The sequence below is a fragment of the Streptomyces sp. NPDC056987 genome, assembly GCF_042673865.1.
Taxonomy (GTDB): domain Bacteria; phylum Actinomycetota; class Actinomycetes; order Streptomycetales; family Streptomycetaceae; genus Streptomyces.
The window spans coordinates 67192-88398 of sequence record NZ_JBHURV010000017.1; the positions used below are offsets into that span (position 1 = coordinate 67192).

The 21207-nt window shown below is 71.2% G+C and carries 13 protein-coding genes and 1 pseudogene; 9 read left to right on the forward strand and 5 right to left on the reverse strand.

Translation table 11 applies throughout. The features are described from left to right. Positions 1 to 31 precede the first annotated feature (31 nt). Together ACFTZC_RS20675 and ACFTZC_RS20680 are read right to left on the reverse strand one after the other, a co-directional pair. Positions 32 to 235, reverse strand: a complete 204-nt coding sequence (locus tag ACFTZC_RS20675; RefSeq protein ID WP_382891721.1) for a DUF397 domain-containing protein — start codon at positions 233 to 235, stop codon at positions 32 to 34. Next, complete coding sequence (locus ACFTZC_RS20680; RefSeq protein WP_382891723.1) at positions 232 to 1092, reverse strand: helix-turn-helix domain-containing protein; 861 nt, start codon at positions 1090 to 1092, stop codon at positions 232 to 234. The genes ACFTZC_RS20675 and ACFTZC_RS20680 overlap by 4 nt, the downstream gene beginning before the upstream one ends. Positions 1093 to 1252: 160 nt before the next feature. Here ACFTZC_RS20680 and ACFTZC_RS20685 point away from each other — a divergent pair, with 160 nt between their 5' ends. From ACFTZC_RS20685 to ACFTZC_RS20710, 6 genes are all read left to right on the forward strand, one after another. Continuing rightward, positions 1253 to 1699 (forward strand): ATP-binding protein, encoded by a 447-nt coding sequence (locus tag ACFTZC_RS20685; protein ID WP_382891725.1) that lies wholly within the window; start codon positions 1253 to 1255, stop codon positions 1697 to 1699. Between the two features lie 97 nt (positions 1700 to 1796). Beyond that, the gene (locus ACFTZC_RS20690; protein ID WP_382891727.1) at positions 1797 to 3101 is read left to right on the forward strand and encodes a DUF262 domain-containing protein; all 1305 of its coding nucleotides are present in this window, start codon (positions 1797 to 1799) and stop codon (positions 3099 to 3101) included. Further along, the gene (locus ACFTZC_RS20695) at positions 3098 to 4321 is read left to right on the forward strand and encodes a DUF3696 domain-containing protein (RefSeq protein WP_382891729.1); all 1224 of its coding nucleotides are present in this window, start codon (positions 3098 to 3100) and stop codon (positions 4319 to 4321) included. The genes ACFTZC_RS20690 and ACFTZC_RS20695 overlap by 4 nt, the downstream gene beginning before the upstream one ends. Before the next feature lie 68 nt (positions 4322 to 4389). Next, entirely contained in the window at positions 4390 to 5340 is a 951-nt protein-coding gene (locus ACFTZC_RS20700; protein WP_382891731.1) for a hypothetical protein, read from the forward strand. 146 nt (positions 5341 to 5486) lie between these two features. Beyond that, positions 5487 to 12293 carry a DEAD/DEAH box helicase gene (locus ACFTZC_RS20705; RefSeq protein WP_382891733.1) on the forward strand — a complete coding sequence of 2269 codons (6807 nt, stop codon included), beginning with the start codon at positions 5487 to 5489 and terminating at the stop codon, positions 12291 to 12293. Continuing rightward, entirely contained in the window at positions 12290 to 14560 is a 2271-nt protein-coding gene (locus ACFTZC_RS20710) for a UvrD-helicase domain-containing protein (protein ID WP_382891735.1), read from the forward strand. The genes ACFTZC_RS20705 and ACFTZC_RS20710 overlap by 4 nt, the downstream gene beginning before the upstream one ends. Before the next feature lie 37 nt (positions 14561 to 14597). Here ACFTZC_RS20710 and ACFTZC_RS20715 read toward each other — a convergent pair whose 3' ends face one another. Continuing rightward, positions 14598 to 15011: an SHOCT domain-containing protein gene (locus tag ACFTZC_RS20715; protein ID WP_382891737.1), complete on the reverse strand. Its 414-nt coding sequence runs from the start codon at positions 15009 to 15011 to the stop codon at positions 14598 to 14600. 640 nt (positions 15012 to 15651) lie between these two features. Here ACFTZC_RS20715 and ACFTZC_RS20720 point away from each other — a divergent pair. Then, positions 15652 to 16752: pseudogene (locus tag ACFTZC_RS20720) on the forward strand (polysaccharide lyase family 1 protein); the annotation flags it as partial. Here the strand turns inward: ACFTZC_RS20720 and ACFTZC_RS20725 are convergent. After that, positions 16752 to 17414: a TetR/AcrR family transcriptional regulator gene (locus ACFTZC_RS20725; RefSeq protein ID WP_382891739.1), complete on the reverse strand. Its 663-nt coding sequence runs from the start codon at positions 17412 to 17414 to the stop codon at positions 16752 to 16754. The pseudogene ACFTZC_RS20720 and the gene ACFTZC_RS20725 overlap by 1 nt on opposite strands. A 141-nt stretch (positions 17415 to 17555) precedes the next feature. Here ACFTZC_RS20725 and ACFTZC_RS20730 point away from each other — a divergent pair, with 141 nt between their 5' ends. Both ACFTZC_RS20730 and ACFTZC_RS20735 read left to right on the forward strand, forming a co-directional pair. After that, complete coding sequence (locus tag ACFTZC_RS20730; protein ID WP_382891741.1) at positions 17556 to 18188, forward strand: FMN-dependent NADH-azoreductase; 633 nt, start codon at positions 17556 to 17558, stop codon at positions 18186 to 18188. A 249-nt stretch (positions 18189 to 18437) separates the two neighbouring features. Continuing rightward, positions 18438 to 19328, forward strand: a complete 891-nt coding sequence (locus ACFTZC_RS20735; protein ID WP_382891743.1) for an MBL fold metallo-hydrolase — start codon at positions 18438 to 18440, stop codon at positions 19326 to 19328. A gap of 77 nt (positions 19329 to 19405) precedes the next feature. Here ACFTZC_RS20735 and ACFTZC_RS20740 read toward each other — a convergent pair whose 3' ends face one another. Next, positions 19406 to 21094, reverse strand: a complete 1689-nt coding sequence (locus ACFTZC_RS20740; protein WP_382891745.1) for an adenine deaminase — start codon at positions 21092 to 21094, stop codon at positions 19406 to 19408. Positions 21095 to 21207 lie beyond the last annotated feature (113 nt).

The window sequence follows — 21207 nt, forward strand, 5'->3', positions numbered from 1 at the left end:
CCGGCGGGGCGCTCAGGGGGCCGTAACGGTGTCAGTTCTGGCTCGTGTACGAGATGAAGCTCTGCCACGGCCCCGGGGCGACCGCAAGCTGCGGGCTCTGCCGCAGCTTCGAGTCCCGTACGTGGACCGTCTCAGTCGGCTCCGCTGCCGCCCCGGACAGCGCCACCTCGACGCAACTGTCGCCGTCGGAGCCGCTGTAGCTGCTCTTGAACCAGGCCAGTTCGGACGTGTTCATAGCGCTCCTCGCATTCGCTTCAGCAGACCCTTGGAATCCTCGGGGGTGAGGGCCTGTGAGCGCAGTGTTGCATAGCGCTGGAGCATGATGCTGACCTCTTTGGGGTCTGTGATCAGCAGGCCTCCGCGCTGGCCTTCGGCGTAGCCGTACCACTTGTGCTCGGACGTCTCCAGCACCTGTAACGGCCCGTCGAACCCCGCATGGTCCGGCTGAACCAGCGGCATGATCTGCAACTCCACGTTGAACTGCCCGGCCCGGTCCAGCAGATGGTCGATCAGCTCCCGGGTCACCTCCGGGTTCCCGGTGCCGCGCTCGATCAGCGCCTGCTCGATGATGAAGCTGAAGGCGATCGGTGGCCGTCGCCGGAAGAGTTCCTGGCGTTCCAGGCGGGCCGCCACCTGCTGGTCGACCTGTTCCTCATCCTTGACCGGTGGGACGCTTACCGTCACCGCTCGCGCGTACGGCTCCGTCTGCAACAGGCCCGGAATGACTCGGCATTCGTAGGTCCACAGAGTGACCGCCTCCGCCTCGAACTTCGCCCACTGCCGGAACCAGCTCGCCAGCCCCGGCTGCCGCGAAAGATGCCGTGCCGCGCCCTTCAGCGTGCCGAACGCGTCCAGTGCCTCCTCCGCCCGCGCCACGAAGTCCGGTTGCGGAAAGCGGCGGCCCTGTTCGATCTTGGCTACCGTCTGGACCGAGTACGGGACCAGGTCCGCGAACTCCTCCTGGGTGAGGCCGGCCCGTCTGCGGAAGGCCTTGAGGACCTCGCCGAACGTCCTGAGACTGTCCGACACCTCCGGCTCGCTGCCACCCGGTGACCCGCCTGTACCGTCCGTGCCGCCCGTACCGTCCGTCATGCGAGGACTCCTCCCGTACGCCTGCCCCGCAAACCGCTTCCGACCCCGTCATGGTTACGGTCGACCACCACCCCTGTCCACTCTCCGTACTCGTACTCTCACGCAGAGTGCTAGTCGCCGATCTGGTGTCCGGCGCTCCGGGGCCGCCAATTTGGGGCCCATGACGCACAGTCCGACCCATCAAGCGCCGCCCACCGTACGTGTGTTCACCCAGCGCTTCAGTTCCACCCCGCGCGGGGCGCGCCTCGCCCGGCATCTCGCTCTGCACCGGCTGCACGAGTGGGGCATCCCGTACGGCTCCGACGCCTCCGACATCGCCTCGCTGCTCGTCGCCGAGCTCGCCGCGAACGCCGTCACCCATGGACGGGTGCCCGGCCGTGACTTCGAGCTGCGGCTCGGGCTCGACGCGGGCACCCTCCGGATCGACGTGTCGGACCCGCGCGGCGAGCGCCGTCCCGCCGGGCCCGGTACCGTCACCGCTCCGCCGGGCGAGGCGGTCGGCGGGCGGGGGCTGCTGCTCGTCGAGGCGCTGGCCGACCGGTGGGCCGTCCTCGACCGGGTGCCCGTCGGCAAGACGGTCCGCGCCGAGCTGGACCTTCCTCGCTGACGCGCCCCCTCGCCGTCTATAGGCTGGCGGGTGACCATGGTGGGCAGGGAACAACCCACGGTCATCAGCAGCGAGCCGGCGGAGGCGACGGGGAGTCATGGCAGGGCTTGAGGACAGTGGCAGCGGGCGGGCGACCGGGCGCGGGCGGGACGTGGGGTTCCGGCGCTACCAGTTCCCGCCGGAGGACATCGAACTGCTTCAGCCCGGACTCTTCCCCTCCCTGCACGCCCCCGTCGAGGTCGGCGGTGACGGGCTGCCGACCGGCGTGGAGCTGGAGCAGCCCGCCGACGAGGAGGGCGCGGAGGCGGGGGCGGGCACCGGCGACCCCGATGAGATCTCCGCGCCCTTCCGGCCCGAGAGCATCAAGATCGAGACCCAGACGACCACCGTCGATCTGCTCCTCTCCCGGCTGCGGGAGGGGATGATCGACCTCGCGCCCGACTTTCAGCGCCGGGCCGGCATCTGGACCGACGTACAGCAGAGCAGGCTCATCGAGTCGCTTCTGCTGCGCATCCCCATCTCGTCCTTCCACATGGCGCAGGACGCCGACGACGACTGGGCCGTCGTCGACGGCATCCAGCGGCTCACGGCCATCGCCCGGTTCATGGAGCCCGAGGCGGTGGGCATGCCGCCACTGACCCTGCGCGGCCTCGACTACCTGCGGGATTTCCACGGCATGGGCTACGCCGGGCTGACCGGGCGGCTGCGGATCAGGCTGCGGGAGACCCAGCTCGTCGTGCACATCATCCAGCAGGGCACGCCGGAGGCCGTGAAGTTCAACGTGTTCTCGCGGATCAACACCGGAGGGCTGCCGCTCACCCCGCAGGAGATCCGGCACGCCCTGGTCGACGGGCCGGTGCGCGGCTACCTCGCCGACCTCGCCGAGGACCCGGCCTTCGGGGACGCCACCGGGCACAGTGTGTCCAACGAGCGGATGGCCGACCGGGAGATGGTCCTGCGCTTCCTGGCGTTCCGGCTGAGCGACCCCGCCGAGCACACGCAGCGGGACTTCGACCAGTTTCTGGTCACCTCCATGCACTACGTCAACCGGCTCAGCGCGGAGCAACGGGAGCTGCTGGCCCTGGAGTTCCGCAAGGCGATGCGCTGCGCCTCCGACCTCTTCGGCGACCACGCGTTCCGGAAGTGGCGGGCCGGGAAGGGCAGCAAGTCCCCGATCAACAAAGCCCTGTTCGAGACGGTCGCGGTCAATCTCGCCACCCTCGACGATCACGAGCGTGAGAGACTGGTAACGTCGCGTGACAGGGTGCTCGAAGGGTTCTTCGGGCTGATGAAGGACTGGGACTTCGACCGCGCCATCTCCGTCGCGACCGGCGACACGAAGAAGGTGCGCAAGAGGTTCACCGCGATGGCGGAACTCTTCCGGGGGGTAGTGGGCCAGTGATCGACCAGCTGACGCTGACGAACTTCAAGGCGTTCCAGCACGTGGACCTCCCGCTCGGCCCCCTCACCCTCCTCACCGGTCTCAACTCCTCCGGCAAAAGCAGCGTCCTTCAGGCGCTCGGGCTGCTCCAGCAGTCGTACACCGCAGGCGACTTCGACGACGTACGGGACCTGGTGGAGGCGGCGGGATCCGGTGAGGTGACCACCGCCGACAACGGGTTTCTCCTCAACGGCGAGCTGGTGTCCCTCGGGACCGGCCACGACGTGCTGCACGAGGACTTCACCGGCGACGAGCCGGCGATCACCCTCGCCGTGAACGAGGGACCGTACCGCTACGCCTGGACCGTGGCCTACGACGCCGAGCAGAACCTGCTGCCCCTGATCCGTGTCGACCTTCCGCTCACGACGGAGGGTGGCACACCTCCGGCCAAGAACCCTGTCGTCGCGTCACGGACGCACAAGGTTGCGGCGACCGGGGACGCGGCTGTCGTTCCCGGCTGGCTCACCGCCGGATTCCAGTACCTGCACGCCGACCGCATCTCGCCCGCCGAGTTCTACCCGCGCGACCACCATGTGTCGATCGGCCGGGGATTCCTCGGTGTACGGGGCGAACACACCGTCAACTTCCTCCGGCACCACGCCAGGGAGGAGGTGCCGGCCGGTCCGCTGCGCCACCCGCGCGCGGCTTCCGCGCGGCTGCTCGACCAGGCCGCCGCGTGGATGGGCGAGCTGTGTCCTGGCGTCGACCTCACGGCCGAGCCCATCGACGGCACCGATTCCGTACGCCTCTCCTACGGCTTCGACGGCCCCCGCGGAACCCGGCGGCGCCCCACGAATGTCGGCTTCGGCCTGACGTACGCGCTGCCGGTCGTCGTGGCCTGCCTGACGGCCCGGCGCGGATCGCTGGTCCTTCTGGAGAACCCCGAGGCGCATCTGCACCCGCGCGGCCAGACCCGGATGGCCGCACTCGTATCGGCGGCGGCGGCCCACGGGGCACAGCTCGTCGTGGAGACGCACAGCGATCACGTGCTCAACGGGGTGCGCCTCGCCGTCAAGCGCGGGGTGCTGGCACCGGAGCGGGCCGTACTCCACTACTTCCGCGGCGGATCCATGGGCAGCGAGGTGACCAGCCCCCGTATCGACCGCGACGGCCTGCTCGACGAGTGGCCCGAGGGGTTCTTCGACGAGGTGGAGAACGCCTTGGACGAACTGCTGGCCTGAGAGCGCGTCGCTCCGCGCGCCGGGCCGGTCCCGGCTGCCGGGCGGGGACGACATCACGAGGGGGAAACGTGCCGCTGCTGTTCCTGAACGAGATCTCCTGTGCGACCAGATCCGATCCGGCGCGCGCGGAGCGGGCCATGACCGAGCTGGCCCGTGCGGTCCTCGCCGTGCTCCGGGCCGACCGGGCCGGCACCGTGCTGGTCAGCAAGGAACCGATCACCGGACTTCAGATCGCGGACGGGCACCCGATCGGCAAGTGGCACGGCAACCCCAGGAACCGTGACGCGTGGCGACGGCTCCTCCAGATGCAGAGCAAGTGGCCGCACCGCGCCGTCCTCCCCGACGGGCAGGACTTCTACGACGTCGAGTACCGGCACCGGGGCGAGCCGGCGGAAGGGCTCGGGACGGCCCACCTCATGGACGGGCTCGGCCTGTCCTTAGCCGTGGAGCCCTGCTGGGGTGCCGACCGGGTGTCGCTGGAACGTGAGCAGCTGGTCGAGGAAGCCGACGGCGGCCTCACGTCGCAGACCACCGCGGTCGAGCTGCGGCACGCGTCGAGCGGGGCGCACGTCGACGGGCATCTGCGATGGATCGCCCGGAAGGCCGAGCTCGCCCGCGGCGGCGGACTCGACGCCATCACCCGGGGGGCCGACCTCTGGGAACGGCGCGCGGCCCTCTTCCCCCGCCTGGAGTTCCTCCCCGGAGTGGAACACCAGCTACGGCACCTGCTCCAGGTCTGGGTACGCCCGGTCGGCAGGCGGCTGGCCGAACTCGACCGGGCCGTCGCCTCGTGGAACCCGGACACCGGACCCGGGGGACCCCGGTGGCACTCCTGGGTGACGGGCGAGGGCGAGCAGCGCGCCCGCGAACTGTGCGCGTTCACCGATCTCGACGGCCGGACGCGGATCTTCGACACGCATGCCCGCTTCACCCCGGGACCGGGGCGCGTGCACTTCCGGCTCGTACCGGAGAAAAGGGCCGTACGCGTCGCTCACGTCGGCCGCAAACTCGGCAGCTGACCCGCCGTAACGCGGCAGCTGACCGGGCGGACGCGTCTGCCCGGCCGGGCTTGTCGGACCCGCCCGTTACCGTGGGGCCCGGAGCCGCCGGCTGACGGCGCCCACGGACACAGGAACGCCACGGACAGAGGAACGAAGGAGAAGCGGTGCGACCGACCCTCGCCGCCGAGCAGGTACGCGACAGCCTGAGCCAGTACCTGTCGACGACGTACGCGCTGGCGGACGAAGGCACCCGCGGCGCTCTGGAACAGTTCCTCGGCGACGCCGACGACGGCATCTTCCGGGGCCCCTACCTGCGCATCCGTACGCCCTTCCGCTCCGCCGCGAACAAGGACTGGCAGCGGCACCTCACCTGGTGGCCGCGGACCAGGAACTTCACCCCCTACCGGCACCAGGAACGGGCCTGGGAGCGGCTGTCGACCCTGCACGGCCCGGCCAGGCCCACCCTGGTCACCACCGGCACCGGATCGGGCAAGACCGAGTCGTTCCTCGTCCCGCTCCTCGATCACTGCCGACGGGAGCGGGAGGCCGGAAGGGAAGGCGTCAAGGCCGTCCTCCTCTACCCGATGAACGCGCTCGCCACCGACCAGGCCCACCGCATCAACAACTACCTCGACAGCCCCCGCGACGCCCGGCTCCGGGACGCCGGGGTACGCGCGGCGCTCTACATCGGTGACAAGGCGTCCAAGGAGTTCAAACGGGCCAACCCGCGCGTCGCGGTCGACCGGGACGAGATCCGGCGCACCCGGCCCGACATCCTCATCACCAACTACAAGATGCTGGACCTGATGCTCCAGCGGCCCGAGGACCAGCGGCTGTGGCAGGAGCCGGGAGGCTCCGTGCTGGCCTACGTCGTCCTGGACGAGTTCCACACCTACGACGGAGCCCAGGGCACCGACGTGGCCATGCTGCTGCGCCGCCTCGGCGCCGTCGCCGGTCTGGCCGAGCCGGGCCGGCCCCTCGGCCGGGTCTGCCCCGTCGCCACCTCCGCCACCCTCGGCGAGGGCACCGCGGACCCGGCCGGCGGGTCGATGCTGGACGTGGCGGAGCAGGTGTTCGGCGTCCCCTTCCCGCCGGAAGCCGTCGTGGGGGAGGACCGGCGCAGCGCCCAGGACTTCGCGGGCGACAGTGATTTCACCCTTCCCTTCCCCTCCCCGCAGGAGGTGGTGGACCTCGGCGATCCCACCCGCGACCCCGGGGCGCTGGACCGGCTGGCCGCCGCCTTCACCGGGAAGAGCGGCCTGGACGCCGCACAGCTCGGCAGACATCTGCGCCGCCACCGGCTGACCGCCGCGGTCCTGGAAATCCTGGACGGCCGGCCGCGCACCATGGCGGAGATCATGGACATCCTGCCGCGCTACGCCTACCACTGGGGCGTGGCCGTTCAGCGGAGCCCGGCCGTCGCCGCCCAGGCACTCGCGCGCTACGTCGCCCTGCTGTCCACGGCCCGGGACCCCGAGCACCCCACCCGCCCCTTCCTCTCCGTCGAGGTGCACCACTGGGTGCGCTCCGTCTCCCGGGTACTGCGCGGCATCAGCGCGGCGAGGCCGGAGTTCCGGTGGGACGACGAAAGGATGACGCCGGGCGGCAGGCCGACCGCCCGGACGACCGCCCGGAGGGGCGCAGGCCGGGGCGCCGACGCTCTCGCCCCCGCCGGTGACGCCGGTCAGGCCCTCCCCGCGAACGACAGCGCGCCCCCACCCGCGCAGGTCTTCCTGCCCGCGGTCTTCTGCCGCGAATGCGGACGCTCCGGCTGGGCAGCGCTCTCCCCGGAGGTCGACCCGGCGGAACTCGACATGACCGCCACGAAGATCCGCCGGGCCTCCGTCGGCCGTGACAAGAGCCGCGTCCGCAACATGATCGCCGCGACCCCGCAACAGGCCTGCGACGCGGCCTTCGTGACCGGGAAACAGCGCGGCGGCCCCACCGTGATGGTGCTCGACGGGCTGAACGGACGGGTACGCCCGCTCTCGCCCGAGAAGGACTTCGACCCGCCGCGGAACGGCGAAGGCGCGGGCACCGCCAAGCTGCCGCACGACGCGGCGTTCGTCTGGGTGGACCTCGGCGACGACCGGGCCGCCCGGGGCGACCAGTGCCCCGCCTGCCGCACGTTCAACGCCATCCGCTACCTCGGGACCGGGCTCGCCGCGCTCGCCGCCGCCTCCATCACCCAGCTGTTCACCGGCGGTGAACTCGACGAGAACCTGAACGAGGACAAGACCCTCCTCTTCAACGACTCCGTCCAGGACGCCGCCCACCGCGCCGGATACGTGGCGAACCGCTCGTACACCTTCTCGCTGCGCTCCCTGCTCGCCAGCCGCATCGGCGAGGACGAGCCGATCGCACTGAGCGACCTGGCCGCCGACCTCATCGCCGACGTCGTGGACAGCGAGGCGGTCCGGGCCGCGGTGATCCCGCCCGACCTGCATGTCGTGCGCGGCGTCGACACCCTGCTCTCCGGACGGAGCCACGGATCCCGCGACACCTGGCAACTCATCGCCCAGCGGCTCGCCTTCGCCACGGTCATGGAGTTCGGGCTGAGGTCCCGGCGCGGCCGCACCCTGGAGCTGACCCGCACCATCGCCGCCGACGTACCGCTCCAGGACCCGGACGCGGTCGCCGAGATCGTCCGCGAACTCCTGCACACCACCCCGGGAGACATCGCGCTGCCGGACGGATCCCTGCCAGGACCGGACCACTGGACCGGGCACGTACGCGGCCTCCTGGAGCGGCTGCGCACGCGCGGCGCCGTCCGGCACGCCTGGCTCGACGGCTGGCTGGAGCAGGCGGGCGTCCGGCGCTGGCTGATCTGGGGCGGACGCGTGGCCGGCATGCCCGCGTTCCCGCCCGGCGTGTCCGCCCCGGCGTTCCTGCTCGGCAGCCCCAAACAGGGCAGCGACGACTTCGACGTCGTCACCGGCCGCCTCGGCTGGTACCAGGACTGGACCCGGCGCAGCCTCGGCCTGAGCCCCGACGCCGCCAACGCCTTCCTCGTCCGGCTGCTTCCCGCTCTGGTCGACGCGGGCGTGCTGTCCGCCCGCACCGCCAAGGACGGTTCCACGCGCGTCTACGGCCTCCAGCCCGGTCACGTACAGGTGCGCAAGCTGACCGACGGCCAGGTCGCCGAGGCCTCCGCGCACTGCCCGGTCTGCTCCTGGGAACAGACCGTCCACCCCGCCCTCGCCGACCAGTGGCACGGACAGCCCTGCCCCCGCTACCGCTGCGGCGGAGTGCTGCGCACCGGCCAGGACCTGGAGAGCGGTGTCCGGCGCAGGGACTTCACCCAGGACTTCTACCGCAGGATGTACCGCGACGCCGGCGTCTTCACCATCAACACCGCCGAGCACACCGGCACCCTCACCCGGCCCAAACGCGAAGCCGTGGAGAAGGCGTTCCGCGAGGGTGTCCGGACCCACTACGCCAACCCGCAGGTCCTGTCCTGCACCCCCACCCTCGAACTGGGCATCGACATCGGCGACCTGTCGGCCGTGGTCCTCGCCTCGCTGCCCAAGGGGCCCGCGAACTACGTGCAACGGGTGGGCCGGGCCGGCCGCGCCACCGGCAACGCCTATCTGCTGACGATGGTCGACCGGGGGCCCCGCGACCGCTACTACCTGGACGACCCCCGGCAGATGATCGCCGGGGACATCCAGCCGCCCGGCTGCTTCCTCTCCGCGAGCGAGATCCTGCGCCGCCAGTACCTCGCCCACCTCCTCGACCTGGCCGGCGCCGGACGCCTGCCCGCGCCGGACGGCGACGGGGACGCGCTCAGCCCGCTGCCCCGGCTGGCCACCGACCTGTTCGGGCCCTCGGCCTGGCTGTCCGAGTTCGAGCGGGCCGCACTGGCCGAGGGCGCCCGGCTCGCCACGGCCTTCCTCGGGCTGTTCCCGCCGTACGACGAGGTGAAGGGCACGGGCGTCTCGCCGCAGGCGGCCGAGGCGCTGCGCGCCTACGCGACGGGGGGTCTCGCCGACGTCCTGAAGGAGGCCCGCGACCAGTGGGAGGACCGGCGCGGCGAGATGCGGCGCCGCATCACGTCGATCGACGACGCCCTGAACGCACTGGTCGCCGGTGACCCCGAACACGACCGGCAGGGCAGGGAACTGCGGGCCGAACGACGAGCCGTCTCCCGGCACGCGGGCGAGATCAGCCGCACCACCGCACACGGCGCGCTCGTCGACCTCGGGCTGCTGCCCAACTACAGCCTCGTCGACGCGGCGACCGAACTCGAAGCCACCCTCACCTGGCGGGAGGACGGCAAGGACGGACGGCCCGAGCACCAGAGCAAGGTACTCAGGTACGAGCGGTCGGCGCGCCTCGCGCTCACGGACTTCGCGCCCGGCAACCACTACTACGTGCAGGGCTACAAGCACCGGGTCACCGGCCTCGACATCGGCAGCCCGAGCCGCCCCGCGTGGCTGTGGTGGCGCGTCTGCCCCGACTGCGGCCACATCCGCACCCGGCAGGCGCGGCAGGACGCCGGTCCCTGTCCGCGCTGCGGGTCCGCGGCCATCGGTGATGTCGGTTGTCTGCACAGGGTTCTGGTGCCCCACCGGGTGACGGCCCGCGACCAGCGGGACGACGTCCGGGTGCGCGACGACACCGACGAGCGGGAGCGGCGCCACTACACGGTGGTTCCCGCCGTGGACATCCCGCAGGAGCACATCGAGACGGGGTGGAAGCACAAGAAGGCCACCTTCGGCTGGGAGTTCACCCGGCAGGCGGTGATCCGCCACCTCAACGTCGGCGCCTCCCGGGTGGACACCGGGGCGGAGAGCGCCTTCGCGGGGCGCCAGGTACGGCTCAACCCCTTCTGGGCCTGCGACTCCTGCGGCTACGCCGACCCCGACGGCGGCCCCACCGCCGCACAGGCCGGACAGCAGAGTGCCTTCGGCGCGTTCCGCCCCTCGAAGTACCACCGGCCCTGGTGCCCCCGGCTGCGCGACGCGCCCGGCGAGACGCAGACAGCCCAGGCGGGCGTCAAACTGCTGCTCGCCCACGAGTTGCGCAGCGAGGCGCTGCGCATCCTCATCCCCGCGGTCACCGCCTACACCCAGGAGCGTCTCGCCTCCTTCAAGGCGCTGCTCCTCGCGGGCATCGCCCAGAGCTACGGCGGCGACCCCGATCACCTGGCCGTGGTCACCGACTCGATGCCCGAGCCCGGCACCGACATCCGCAGGCACTTCCTGGTCCTCTACGACTCCCTTCCCGGGGGTACCGGCTATCTGCACCGGCTCGCGGGACCGGACGGACTGCGTGATGTGCTGACCCGGGCCCGCCAGATCATCGAGCGCTGCCCGTGCGTCGGCGAGGAGCGGCCCGCCTGCCACCGCTGCCTGCTCCGGTACGTCTCCGACAGCGAGTACGAACTGGTCTCCCGGGAACACGCCCTCGACATGCTGGGCGAACTCCTGGGCAGCACCGGTGAGGCCTGGGCGACCGAGGAGACCGCGACGACCCGGGGCATCAGCCTCGACCAGCAGGTCGAGAGCGAGCTGGAAGCCCTGTTCCGGCGCGGGCTCCTCTCCTGGGCCGAAGGCGACGACGAGGTGAGCGTGCGCTCCGCGCAGACCCCCGACGGCGAGCGCGAGACGACACTGCGGTTCACCGCGCCCGACGGCAAGGTCAGCGGCTGGCGCATGGAGACGCAGACCGACCTGGGCTTCACCGTGCCCGATGTGGTCTTCCGCAGCCTCGACGACGACCGCAGGCGGGTCGCCGTCTACCTGGACGGCTACCGCTACCACGCGAGCCCCGACCACAACCGCGTCGCCTCCGACGCCGCCAAACGGACCCGGCTGCGCGCCCGGCACGGCTGGCAGGTCTTCCAGCTCACCTGGGACGACGTACGCGCCTGGACCGGAGACGCCAAACCCCCCACCGCTCCGGTGTGGGTGCCCTACCAGAACACGGCCCAGAAGACCGCGTCGGACATCCACCGGCGCCTGCACGGCGACGACCCACGTGATCTGCGGCGCTTCGTGTGGACCAACCCGGTCGAGACGCTGATCGGCTACCTGACCACCCCGGACCCGGCGGTGTGGCGGCGGCGTACCCAGAGCGCGCTGGCCGGCTTCGCCGCGGTGTCGGCGACCAGTCGCGCGCTGGCCGACGGCGCCGAGGTCGGACACCGTATCGCCGAGGCTCTGCACGGCAAACGGCTCGCCGGCGGCCAGGGAGCCGTTCAGGTCATGGCCACCCGGGACGGCAGCGGGTGCCCCCTGACCGTCGCCCTCGACCTGCGCGGGGGGCAGGCAGGAGCCGTATGGACCGCGCTCACCGTGCTCGACGACAGTCCGGACGTGGTGTCCCAGGACGAGAACGCCCACCGCCGGCGCTGGCAGGCCTGGCTGTACTGGACCAACCTGCTCCAGTTCCTCAACGACGGCGACGGCGACGGTGTCCAGTTGACGGCCGGTCAACTGGCCGGCTTCGACACGGCGGAGCTCGCCGTGACGGGCGGAGCCGGCTGGTTGGAGTCCTGTCGGGGGACGCCGTCCGGTCCGGCGGTGCCGGCGGTGCCCGTCACGGAAGAGGCCGGTCCGGCGACGGCCGCGGCGACCGATGGTCCGGCGCCGGCGACCGTGCGTGATCCCGCCTGGGACGAGGTCGTCGCCTACCTGGTGGAGGAACCCGGTCTCACCGAGCTTGTCGACGTACTGATCCGGTCCGCGGCGCCCGCACCCGAAGCCGGCTTCGAGCTCGGGAACGCGGCCTGGCCCGCCGAACTGGCCTGGCCCGGTCACCGCGTCGGCGTCGTTCTCGCTCCCGACCGGACGGACGAGGCCGCCGTCGCCGAGGCACGCGACCGCGACCGCGCCTACGCGGCGGCGGGGTGGACGGTGCGGACCGCGACGGAGTGGGACGCCCGTGAACTTGCCGCGGCCCTCACCCGGCCCACCGGGACGGACGGCCGCCCGGCCACGAACGACGACGAGGAGCACGACCGATGACCAGTACCGGCGCGCCGACCGCGGGCACCACCCTCCGCCTGCTCGACAAGGCGGACAAGGAGATCGTCAAGCTGGACCGGGCGATCGTCGGCGCGGTCTACAAGTTCCAGCACGAGTTCCGCAAGAACCCCGAAGCACCAGGGTTCGACCTCAAACAGCTCAAGGGGCACGAGCGGTTGTGGTCGGCGCGCGTCAACCGCGAGTACCGGGCACTGCTCGTGCGGCTCGGCGGCAACGACTGGCTGCTCGTGTCCGTCAAGCACCGCGGACACGTCCACCGCAACCTCGGCCGGCTCGCCTACGGCATCAACCACATCACCGGGGCGATCGAGTACGTGGACCTCCAGGTGGTGGAGGACGACATCCTCGGCCCGGAAGGCCCCCCGCTCCCCGCCGTGCCCGCCCCTCAGGAGCCCGTCGCCTCCGACCCCCCGCTGTTCGCCGCGTACTCTCCCCGGCAGCTGGCGGACCTGGGCGTGGCCGAACCGCTGATTCCGATCGTCCTCAAGCTCACCACGGACGACGAGTTGCTCGGACTCGCCGAATACGCCCCACGGCACACGGGCGAAGTCCTCCTGCGTCTGCGTGACGGCGTCCCGTACGAGCAGGTCATGGAGGAGGTGACCACACCGGTCGCCGTCGCGCCCGCGGAATCACCCGAGGGCGCCCACGGCGACGACTGGCGGGCGGCGGCCGACCGCTCGCAGGCCGTGGTGATCACTGATGACGAGTCGCTGCGGAGCATCATCGAGGAGGGCGACTTCGGCCGGTGGAAGGTGTTCCTCCACCCCACCCAGGAGAAACTGGTGGGACGCGCGTACTCCGGCCCGGCCCGCGTGGGCGGCGGCCCCGGAACGGGCAAGACGATCGTGGCCCTGCACCGGGTGAAACACCTTGTCGACACGTTGCCCCCGGGCCGGACCAAGCCGGTTCTCTTCACCACCTTCAACAAGAATCTCGCCGCCGACCTGCGGTCCCGGCTCCTCTCGCTCGGCGGTCCGCAGACACTCGCGCGCGTCGACATCCTGCATGTCGACCAATTGGCGACGCGTGTGGTGAGCGAGGCGGATCCGGGGAACACCAAGCGCAGGATCGACGACACACAGGTGCTGCGCGAGTGGCGCCACATGCTGGTGGAGGCAGACGAGACCCGCTGGGACGCCGAATTCCTCTGCGACGAGTGGAACCAGGTCATCCTCGGCCAGGCCGTGGGGTCACGCGCCGACTACTTCAAAGCCCGGCGAGCCGGCCGGGGCCGCAGCGTGAGCCGCACGGACCGGGCGGAGATCTGGCAGCTCGCGGAGCGGTTCACCCAGCGGCTTGAGGTGAAGGGGCTGGAGACCCACCGCCAAGTGGCCGAACGGGCGGCACAGCTGGAGATGGCCCGCTGCCACAAGATCGAGGAACGCCGGCGGCAGGAGGAGGAACGCGGCGGTCCGGGCAACATCCACGTGGAGTCGGGGACGGGCGCCTGGCTGCGCCACCGCTACCGGCATGTCGTCGTGGACGAGGCCCAGGACCTCGGAGCCGCCCATTGGAAGATGCTGCGGGCCATGGTGCCCCAGGAGGCCGACGACATCTTCCTCGTCGGTGACACACACCAGAGGATCTACGACAACCAGGTCACCCTGGGCAGCCTGGGCATCAACATCCGGGGCCGCTCGGCGAAACTGACCCTGAGCTATCGCACCACCCGCGAGATCCTGGGGACCGCGATCGGCATCCTCGAAGGGACCGACTACGACGACCTGGACGGCAGCACCGACGATCTCGGCGGATACCGGTCGGTCCTGCACGGCGGACGTCCGGCCCTGCGGAGCGCGGACAGCTGGGACGGTGAACTCGATCTTGTGGTCGAGCAGGTACAGGAATGGCACGACGTCCCGCGCGAGTCCGTCGCGGTCTGCGTCCCGACGAACGACATGGCCGACGAGGTCGTGGCCCGGCTCGGCAGACGCGGAATCATGGCCACGAAGATCACCGGTGACGGGGCGCGAGGCGTCGAGGGCGTGCACGTGGGCACCATGTACCGCTTCAAGGGACTTGAGTACCGTCGCATGATCATCGCCGGTGTGTCGGAGGGCTTGGTCCCCCGCTCGGCGGTGGACACCTGGGAACGGACCGACAAACCGCGCCACCGACGGGAACTGCAGCGGGCCCGCTCCCTCCTGTTCGTCGCCGCGACCCGGGCACGGGACGCGCTCACGATCTCGTGGAGCGGGGAACCGAGCCGTTTTCTTCGGCCGCTGGGGGCGCTGGGCCACTGAATCAGGGTCGGCCCCCGACGGGGCCGCGGTCAGCGGATCAAGCCGCGAGGACCTTGGCCTTGGCCCGTTCGAACTCTTCTGCCGTGATCTCACCGTGGTTCTTGAGATCGGCGAGCCGGGAGAGTTCCTCCGCCTGGTTGCCGACTCCGGCACTCTGGCGTACGTAGGAACGGAACTGCTCCTCGTTCCGGCGGGCCAGCTTCATCTCACGTTCGCCCATCCCTCGCCCGCGGGCGATCATGTAGACGAACACGCCGAGGAAGGGCAGCAGGATGACGAAGATGGTCCATCCCGACTTGCCCCAGCCGCTCAGCTCGTCGTCCCGGAAGATGTCGGCGATGACGCGGAAGAGCAGCATGAACCAGAGCACGCAGAGAAGGACCATCATCATGGTCCAGAACAGGTTCAGCAGCGGGTAGTCCACTGCCAGGTTCAGCATCGAGTCCTTCATGGTCGGCCTCCATGACAGTTCGCCTGCTGTACCGCCGTGCCGGTCGACGCCCGAATGCGGGCTCGGGACAGCAGGGAGCGGACGTGGTCCGCATCCGGCCCATCTCATTGTCGTCTCCTGCGCCGCGCATCGCCAGGCGGGTGAGGCACGCTCCGTGTCGCGGCCTGATTTCGCGGGCGTCCAGAACCTTGCCAGCCAGGCCAGGCCGCCCTATCCTCACCACCGGAAAGCGCTTTCTCCCTTCGTGATCCTCGTTCCGGTGAAAGTCAAGTCGCGGCAGACCACCGTGACTTCACGCACGAGCCGCCACCGGTCCGGCACGGGGCCGCGCCCAGGACGCCGACGCGTCGTGGAGCGAAGGGCGTACGCCATGACGAAGACGTATCGCGCCGTCCGGCACGGTTCAGTGGCGACGGCTTCCCGTGACGGGAGGCGGGTCGCGCAGGTTCGGGCCGTGGCTGAACGGCCGGCTTGATCGCACCGCAGAAAAGCATCCCGCAACTGGGCCGAGCAGGGCTTGACCGGAGAGGACCGGCAGCCCCGCCCGACGTGGATTTGGCATGAGCGTGTCACGTGTTCAGGCCCTGCTCCATGTCGTGCGCCGTGCCCGGTACGCCAAGACGAACGAGGAGAGCCGAGCATGAAGAAACCAGTCTCACTGCGCCTCTACGCGGCGCTGGCCACCGCGGCCCTCGCGGCCGCCACCGGTGTGGTGGTCTCGACGCCCACGGACGCGGTCGCGGTCGGCAGTGCCACCGGATACGCCACCCAGAACGGCGGGACGACCGGCGGGGCGGGCGGACAGACCGTACGGGCCACCACGGGCACCGCGATCCACCAGGCCCTGTGCGGCCGGGCCAGCAGCAGCACCCCGATCACCATCGAGGTCGAGGGGACCATCAACCACGGCAACACCACCAAGGTGTCGGGCAGCAGCTGCAACACCGCCGCCGGGGTGATCGAGCTCAAGGAGATCAGCAACGTCACGATCCTGGGCGTCGGTGGCGGAGCCGTCTTCGACCAACTCGGCATCCATGTCCGGGACTCCAGGAACATCATCATCCAGAACGTGACGGTGCGGAACGTCAAGAAGTCCGGCTCGCCCACCTCCAACGGAGGTGACGCCATCGGCATGGAGCGCAACGTCCGCAACATCTGGGTCGACCACACCACCCTGGAGGCGTCGGGCGGGGAGTCGGAGGGGTTCGACGGCCTCTTCGACATGAAGGACAACACCCAGTACGTGACCCTGTCCTACAGCATCCTGCGCAATTCCGGCCGCGGCGGGCTCGTCGGATCCAGTGAGACCGAGCTCTCGAACGGCTTCATCTCGTACCACCACAACCGGTACGAGAACATCGACTCCCGCGCGCCCCTGCTGCGGGGCGGCATCGCCCACATGTACAACAACCACTACGTGCGGCTCAACGATTCCGGCATCAACTCCCGTGCCGGGGCCCGGGCCAAGGTGGACAACAACTACTTCGAGGACTCCAAGGACGTCCTCGGCACCTTCTACACCGACACGGTCGGTTACTGGCAGGTCGCCGGCAACACCTTCGACAATGTGACCTGGTCCGCTCCCAGTAGCGAGAACAAGCCCGCCGGGCCCAACCCGCAGTCCAACACGACGATCAGCATCCCGTACTCCTACAGCCTCGACGCGACGGCCTGCGTGCCGAACATCGTGAGCCGGACGGCCGGAGCGGGCAAGGGGCTGCAGGTGTCGAACGGCAGTTGCTAGGACTCGGGCACCGCGTCGGGCTCGTCCGGGGTCGGGCTCGCGCGGTGTCGTCCGGTGACGCATTCGATGAGCGCCTGCCAGCTGTTGACGAGATGGCGGGCGGTGTCCGGGTCCGGTGGTGCGGTGGGTGCGGCCGCGGACACGTAGAGCAGCAGGGGGCCCTCCAGCGCCGCCGCGAGCTGGAGGGTGAGGCTGTCCAGCTCGGGCATGTCCCCGCGGGTCCGGCCGAGGAGCATACGGATGTGGAGCCGGGTCAGGTTGATCCCGCTCTCGGGCGTCGGCCCGCCCCGCTCCATCGCGGCCCGTGCCATGGCGTGGTGGTGCAGGAGGAAGGGGATACGGGCGCGGCCGTAGGCGATCAGACGGTCCTTGGGGTCGGCGCCCGGCCCGAGCGGCGGCGGGCCGGACATCACCTGCTCCTGAAAGCGCCGCTCGTCGTCCTCCAGCAGGGCGCGGAAGATTCCGGCGCGGGTGCCGAAGCGGCGGAAGACGGTGCCCTTGCCCAGCCCGGCGCGTTCGGCCAGGCCGTCCATGGTCAGCTTCTCCACGCCGTGCTCCGCGATCATCTCGCGCGCCGTCTCCAGCAGGTGCTCGCGATTGCGCACCGCGTCGGCACGTTCCCCACGCGGCTTCCCGAAGGGCACTACAGGCCGGTTCACATGGCCAATCTACCCTTCCGAAATATAACCGGGGTGAAGTCCGTTTATGCTGGCGAGTGTCGCACGGCGCCGGACGACAACCGGGCCGCCGTACCCCGCCATGCCCGCAGTCGCGGACCGCCGCCTCAAGGAGCCACGTACATGAACCTGTTCCGCCTGGACGCCAGCATCCTGCCCGGTGTCTCCCACAGCGCCCAGCTCGCCGACCTCGCCGAGGCCGAGTGGACCGCCGGGCACCCCCAGGGCACCATCACCCGGCGCCACCTGGGCACCGACCCGCTGCCCTCGGACGCCTGGGCCCACGCCACCACCGCCGGGTTCACCCCCGAGGCGGACCACACCCCGGGGCAGCGCGAGGCGCTCGCCCTCGCCGCCGAGCTGGCCGGGGAGCTGGAGAACGCGGACACCGTGATCCTGGCCGTGCCGCTCTACAACTACGGCGTCTCGCAGCACTTCAAGACCTGGGCCGACCTGGTCATCGCGGGCGCGGGTCCCACCACCCCGCTGCTGAAGGGCACCCCTACTCTTCTGGTCACCACCCTCGGCGGCGGCTACGGCCCCGGCACCCCGCGCGAGGGCTGGGACCACTCCACCCCGTACCTGGAGCGCGTGGTCGGCGACATCTGGCAGGCCGACCTCACCCTCGTCAAGCGTGAGCTGACCCTCGCGGCCACCAACCCGGCCATGGAGAGCCTGCGGGACCTCGCCGAGGAGCAGCACACCCAGGCCCGGGCCGCCGCCCGCGACGCCGGCCGGGCCCTCGCCGGCAACTAGTGCCGCGACCGGCAATGTTTGCCGGGAGGGGCAGTAGCCGTACCGGCAGGGTGGCCTGATCCAGCCTGCTCCTGACAGGGGCAGGCTGGATCAGGCGGGCAGCGGCAGACTCGGGCCTGCGAGCAGCGTCCACGAGCAGGGCACGCCCCGGCTCGTCCGGCGCATCCGCCCGGCCGCCGCCCCGCGCGGCGCGTCGGCGCCCGGGTGCCGACGGCGCTGCCAACCCGAACTCCCCCGGAAGGACAACCCATGCGGCAGGTATCACGACGGAGCATGGTCGGCGGCATGACCGCGCTCGCGCTCGGCGCGGCGACACGGGCGAACGCCGCCCCGCGTCCAGGCGGACCGGAAAAGGCCGCCCGCACCGTGCGTCACGTGGTCGAGAAGACCTGGCACACCAGGCAGCCGACCGTGATGTTCCCCGACCTGCCGCAGGAGTTCTGGGACGCGCACCCCGAGTTCTGGGACCCCGCCGAGGGCCGGCTGGTCACCCGGTCGCTGACCTGGGTCCTGCGCCGGAACAACCGGGTCGTCCTGGTCGACACGGGGATCGGCAACGACAAGGAGCGCCCCGGGTCCCCGGACTTCCACCAGCAGAAGTCCCGGTATCTCGAACTCCTGGGCATCCGCCCCGAGAAGGTGGACCTCGTGATCAACACCCACCTCCACACCGACCACGTCGGATGGAACACCCGGCTGGACAGGGGAAGGTGGGTGCCGACCTTCCCCAACGCCACGTACCTGTTCCCGGAGGCGGATTACGAGCACTTCCGCGACGACCCGGCCGTCGAGGACAGCGTCACGCCGGTGATCGCAGCCGGACAGGCGGTGCTGTGGCGCGGGAAGCGGCACCGTGTCGACCGCGACCTCGTCCTGGAGTCCGCGCCGGGCCACACCCCCGGCGCGTCCGTGCTGAAACTCCGCGACCGGGCCGTCTTCCTGGGAGACCTCCTGCACAACCCGGCCCAGCTGCTCGAACCGGCCACCAACAGCTTCTTCTGCCTCGACCCGGCGCAGGCCCGCGCCTCCCGCGCCCGCGTGCTTGACTGGGCCGCGGACACCGGCGCCGCCGTACACCCGACCCACTTCCCGGGCGGCCGTATCACCCGTACCGGCCACGGTTTCCGCCTCCTCGACTGAGGCACGGCCAGGAGAACCAAGGGAGCGGGCGCCGGGGCCGTAGCGGCCGGCGCCGTGCTCAGCTCAGGACGGCCGGCTCAGCTCAGGACGGCGGGCTCCCAGGCGCGGTCGACCACCCGGACCAGCCCCAGGTCCGTCAGTTTCACCTGCGGGGAGACCGGCAGCGTCATGGTCGAGAGGGACATGAACGCGTTCCGGTGCGCCCAGCCCCAGTCGTGCAGGGCGTCGCGGATCGCGGCCGCCCCCCGCGCGACCTCTTCGGCCGGGCGGTCGGAGAGGACCCCGGCCACCGGCAGCGGCAGATGCACCGGCTCCCGGCCCGCCGCGACCACACAGATCCCGCCGTGCGAGCCGATGACCCGGTTGGCGGCCTCACGCATTGCCGCGGCGGTCGTGGCGACCACCGTCAGGTTGTGGCTGTCGTGCGCGTACGTGGTGGCCGCCGCCCCGTCGGACAGGTCGAAGCCGACCACCGGCGCCGTCGCGCGCCGCCCGCTGCGGTGGTGGCGTTCGAAGACGGTGAGCACCGCCGTCCGGCCCTCCCAGCGCACGACGCCGTCGCGTACGGGCAGGACGACCTCGGCCGGTTCGGTGAAGGTGTCCACCGGATTGACCCGCAGGGCCCGGAAGGTGTGCTCGCCGTCCGGCAGGTCCACGGTCCACTCGTGGTCGTCCGCCGCCAGCGGGTCGAGGTGGACGGAGTCGGCGAACGGGTTGCCGGAGAGTTCGGCGGGGGCGCTCTCCTCGACCGGCTCACCGCCGCAGACGACCGTGACGGGGGTGAAGTCGGCCAGGTCGCGCAGGAGCACCAGGTCCGCGCGCCGGCCGGGCGCCACCACGCCCCGGTCGTCCAGGCCGAGGCGGCGGGCCGGGTGCAGGGTCAGCGCGCGCAGCGCCGTCATCGGGTCCATCCCGGCGCCGACGGCGACCCGCGCGATGTGGTCGAGGTGGCCGCGCCCGACGATGGCGTCGGCCGCGAGGTCATCGGTGACCAGGCAGAAGTCGGGCAGGACGGGCAGCGCGGCGAGGCTGCTCACCAGCTCCGGGGTGAGGCACTTCTCCTGGAGCATCAGCAGCATTCCGAGCCGGGCCTTCTCGACCGCGACCTCCGGGGAGTTCTTGGTGTGGTCGGAGTCGATGCCCGCCCACAGGTACTCGCCCAGGTCGTCACCGGACAGGTTCGGGCAGTGCCCGTCCAGCCGTACGCCCTTGGCGCGGGCCGCGGCGACGATCTCGCGCATCCGCTCGCCGCCGTCGACCACGGCCCGGTAGTCCATCACCTCGCCGAGCGTGGTGACTCCCTCCCAGTCCAGCATCTCGGCGATGTCGTCGGCGCCGAGCGCGGCCCCCGCCGTCTCGAACCCCTCCAGGGCCGGTACGCAGGAGGGCACCGCCCAGTGCATGGACTGCCGGGCGCCACGGCCCTGTTCGATCATCCACGCCATGGCCGCGCGCCCGGCGACGTTGACGATCTCGTGCGGGTCGGCGAGGACCGTCGTGGTGCCGCGGGGCAGCGTGATCCTGGCGAACTCGCGCGGGGCGAGCAGCGAGCTCTCGATGTGCATGTGCGCGTCGATGTAGCCGGGAGCCACCAGCAGCCCGTCGGCGTCGATGACGCGCGCGGCCTCGATCCGCGTGCCGGGACGGAGCAGGGCGCGGATCAGGTCGCCGGTGATCGCGACATCGGCGGCGGTCAGTTCCCCGGTGTGTACGGAGACCACGCGGGCTCCGCGGATCAGCAGGTCGCAGTGGCTGGGCGCAGGCATCGAGGGTTCTCTCGTTCGGTCGGCCGGCTTCGGTCGACAGCTTCGGTCGTCGGCTTCGGTGGGCGCGGGGGCATCGGCGCGGCGTGCGCAGGGGCATCGGCGCGGCGAGCCCG

Bases quoted from the DNA above. Each gene is read 5' to 3' on its own strand.
- ACFTZC_RS20675 (WP_382891721.1), bottom strand. From the start codon at position 235: ATGAACACGTCCGAACTGGCCTGGTTCAAGAGCAGCTACAGCGGCTCC.
- ACFTZC_RS20680 (WP_382891723.1), bottom strand. From the start codon at position 1,092: ATGACGGACGGTACGGGCGGCACGGACGGTACAGGCGGGTCACCGGGT.
- ACFTZC_RS20685 (WP_382891725.1), top strand. From the start codon at position 1,253: ATGACGCACAGTCCGACCCATCAAGCGCCGCCCACCGTACGTGTGTTC.
- ACFTZC_RS20690 (WP_382891727.1), top strand. From the start codon at position 1,797: ATGGCAGGGCTTGAGGACAGTGGCAGCGGGCGGGCGACCGGGCGCGGG.
- ACFTZC_RS20710 (WP_382891735.1), top strand. From the start codon at position 12,290: ATGACCAGTACCGGCGCGCCGACCGCGGGCACCACCCTCCGCCTGCTC.
- ACFTZC_RS20715 (WP_382891737.1), bottom strand. From the start codon at position 15,011: ATGAAGGACTCGATGCTGAACCTGGCAGTGGACTACCCGCTGCTGAAC.
- ACFTZC_RS20730 (WP_382891741.1), top strand. From the start codon at position 17,556: ATGAACCTGTTCCGCCTGGACGCCAGCATCCTGCCCGGTGTCTCCCAC.
- ACFTZC_RS20735 (WP_382891743.1), top strand. From the start codon at position 18,438: ATGCGGCAGGTATCACGACGGAGCATGGTCGGCGGCATGACCGCGCTC.
- ACFTZC_RS20740 (WP_382891745.1), bottom strand. From the start codon at position 21,094: ATGCCTGCGCCCAGCCACTGCGACCTGCTGATCCGCGGAGCCCGCGTG.